General features: G+C 56.9%; 4 protein-coding genes. 2 read left to right on the top strand and 2 right to left on the bottom strand.

Translation table 11 applies throughout. From position 1 onward, the window contains the following. Positions 1–407, top strand: a 407-nt coding sequence (locus AAAC48_RS14210; protein WP_340654799.1) for a hypothetical protein, incomplete at its 5' end; no start/stop codon positions are given. Positions 408–719: 312 nt separating this feature from the next. Further along, complete coding sequence (locus AAAC48_RS14215) at positions 720–923, top strand: DUF2905 domain-containing protein (RefSeq protein WP_340654800.1); 204 nt, start codon at positions 720–722, stop codon at positions 921–923. 305 nt (positions 924–1,228) lie between these two features. Here AAAC48_RS14215 and AAAC48_RS14220 read toward each other — a convergent pair whose 3' ends face one another. Then, positions 1,229–2,581: an SLC13 family permease gene (locus AAAC48_RS14220; protein ID WP_340654801.1), complete on the bottom strand. Its 1,353-nt coding sequence runs from the start codon at positions 2,579–2,581 to the stop codon at positions 1,229–1,231. 124 nt (positions 2,582–2,705) lie between these two features. Next, positions 2,706–3,271 (bottom strand): AMP-binding protein (locus AAAC48_RS14225; protein ID WP_340654802.1); only part of this gene is annotated, 566 nt, incomplete at its 5' end.

A 3,271-nucleotide genomic window follows, 5' to 3' on the forward strand; every position in this document is an offset into this window, starting at 1 on the left:
AGAGCAGGGGAGAGTTCGCCATGTCCAGGATCAACCGCCGCGCCTTGCTTCTTAACTCCGGCAGCGCCGTGATCGCCTCGACGGTTGGAGCAGCGGCTCTCGCCACAGAGCCGCTAGGCCGGGACCGGGGATCGTCCCGCGATCTGCAGGCGCTGATCAAGGCGCACAAGGCAACATACGCGGCGTTCGCCAAGGCAATCCACGAAATAGGCGGCAGTGACCGAGGCCACGACAGTGCGAGCCGGGATGAGGAAAGGGCGCTGGTGGCTGTCTGCGCCTATCCTGCGGTCAGCGAAGGCGATCGCCGGGCCAAGGCTCGATATCTTTTGGAGATTGAGGCCCGCGGCGAGCTCGACCTGGCAGAGCACATGCAGACTCTTCTCCGCTCGACGATGTGGAAAGGATAGGACCGGCTTCCGTGTCGTGAAACTTGGACTTCCGCGTCTTAATGCGGCAAAGTTGCCGGCTTGACCAACACAAGTGCCGGCCACTGCTTCATTCCACCGGAAGCGGAAGTTCGTAGCGGATCTAATTGTTCACTCGGTCAACGCTTTAGCTCTGGGTAATTATCCTCACAAAAGTGAAAATAATCCCCGTCTCGATGGGTTACCCGGGCGATTCTTGCTCGTCCCAGCTAGTGGGTGAGTGACTTTATCAACAACAGGTGAGTGATTATCATCACATGGGAAGTCGGCCATCATTTGCGAGCGGCGAAAGCCATGTCCCGAACCCTGATCACCATCGGTCTCATCATCGTTGCAGCCGGAATTCTTTGGCCGTGGCTCACGCGCCTTGGTTTGGGTCGACTACCGGGCGACATCATGATTAGGCGCGGGAATTTCACCTTCTACGCCCCAATTGCAACGGGTCTCCTCGTCAGCATCGTGCTTTCCGTGATCCTCTGGCTGATCAATCGTTGGTGATTAACCCAGTATAAGAGGCGCTGCTAACCGCGAGAAGCCAGCCAGGTGTTGTCGCCCAAGCGGCCAGATCAGCGCTCCGGCCTGCGCGAAGGCAGGTCATCATGGTCGCCGACCGCAAGTCCCTAATACTAGCTCGAATATCCAGCAATTGACGTCGGTAAAGGCCCACGATTCCCTTTGTTAGAAACGCTTCTTCGGGTTCGTGGGCATTTGGTCTGCCGCCAACGTTGGTTTATGAGTAGCCCTGTCAAGAATATGGCTATCAATCAGACACCAATTCCGGCCCGGGACTGCACCGTGTGCAATCACACGATGCCAGGGACGACAAGAACGAGCCAGGCGACAATAGGTCCGATAATCGCAATTAATCCGCTGTAGATGAGCAGCTTGCGCAGGACATCATCGCGCTCGGCTTCAGGCGCGTTGGCCACCACAAGTGCACCGTTGGTTGAAAACGGGCTCGTATCGACGATCGTGGTCGAGATTGCGATTGCGGCGACGACACCGATGGCACTGATATGCCCTTGCATGAGGAAAGGGACTGCCAGTGGAATGATCGCGCCGAGAAGTGCAGTCGAGGATGCGAAAGCCGAAACGATCGCGCCAGTAAAGCAAAGGAGCAGCGCAGCCAAAAGCGGCAGGCCGAGGCTGGAGATTCCGGATGCCACATAATCCACCGTACCGGCCTCTTGCAGGACACCGACATAGGTGATGATGCCAGCGATCAACAATACGGTTGACCAACTGACCTTGTCGATCGCGGCTTTTTGCGTTTTAGGCGACAGCAGCGCTAGGGCCACAGCGACGGTGATCGCAACGAGACCCACATTGAACTTGAAGACGAGTGCGCCGATGGCCAGGGCGGTAAGTCCAATCAATGTCATCAGCCTTTCCCGGGTCAGACCTTCGCCCGAAGGCATCGCCGCACCTGTGGGCGAAACCGCACTGCGATGATATGCAGGCGAGGCCGGTGTACCGCCATGGCCAACGATCGAACGCGATGCGCCGGCGACATGGGTATCAGGGTCAGAGCCTGACGCGGCAGCATGATCACGCAGGCTCTTCCAGCCGCCAAAAACGAAGAACACGACAATGGCGATGGCAAGGTTAAACAAGAGGCTCGCGAGAAACAGCGAGGTCGGGCCATAGGGCAGGCCAGCCTTCTCGACAATCTGGTTGGTGATGCCGCCATAGACACTGATCGGCGAAAAGCCGCCGCCTTGCGCCCCATGAATGACCATCAGCCCCATCATGACCGCGCTGATGCGATATTGGACGGCAAAACGCAAAGCGACCGGAGCGAGAATAGCAACAGCCGCAGGACCAAGAGCGCCAAAGCCAGTAATGATCGCAGCGACAAGAAACATGACCCAAGGGATGAGCGCCATATGCCCTCGCACGAGCCGGACGGCCTGTTCAACAAGCCAGTCGATCGTTCCGTTGTTCTGCGCGATGGCAAACAGATAGGTGATGCCGACCAGCGTCAGAAAAAGATCGCTGGGAAAGCCGGCAAAGATGCCATTGGGTGTCATTCCCATAATCAGAGATCCGACAATAAACGCGGCGGCGAACGCCAGCGCACCCATATTGATTGGCAGGATCGTTGCAATAACGAACATGCCAATCAGAACAAGAATGGATAAAATCTCAATATTCACGGCAAAATCCTCCCTCTACGGCGCGTCCAGACGACGGCCGTCTTTTCCTCATTAATGTGGCGTGAGCTCCCTTACGCCTCTGTAGCGCCAGTCACCCTCCCGGTAACGACGCGGCTTGCTTCAGTCATGCGCTCTTGCGACCAGCATAAAGCGTGCCGTATTGCTCGCGCAGGACGTTTTTCTGGACCTTGCCCATGGTGTTGCGCGGCAGGTCGTCGACAAAAATGATCCGTTTTGGCTGCTTGTAACGTGCAAGGCGGTCTCCAAGCGCATCAAGAATGGCCCGCTCATCAAGCCCGGAACCGGGCTGTTTGACGACGATTGCGGTGACCCCTTCGCCAAAATCAGGATGGGAAACGCCGATAACAGCACATTCGACGACGCCCGAAAGCTGATCAATTTCGCTCTCGACCTCTTTTGGATAAATGTTGTAGCCACCGGAAATCACCAGGTCCTTGCCGCGCCCGACAATGTGTACGTAGCCTCGCGGGTCAATCTTGCCGAGATCGCCCGTGATAAAGAAACCATCATCGCGGAATTCCGCTTTCGTCTTTTCGGGCATACGCCAGTAGCCCTTGAAAACGTTCGGCCCCTTCACCTCGATCATGCCAGTCTCGTCATGCCCGAGAATTTCACCGGTATCGGGATCGGTAACCCGTACCGTGACACCTGGAAGCGGGAAACCGACGG

The sequence above is a fragment of the Phyllobacterium sp. genome (assembly GCF_037994405.1).
In the GTDB taxonomy this organism is placed as follows: domain Bacteria; phylum Pseudomonadota; class Alphaproteobacteria; order Rhizobiales; family Rhizobiaceae; genus Phyllobacterium.

What these genes read in the sequence shown, in the direction of transcription:
- AAAC48_RS14215 (WP_340654800.1), top strand. Translation starts at nt 720, where the DNA reads ATGTCCCGAACCCTGATCACCATCGGTCTCATCATCGTTGCAGCCGGA.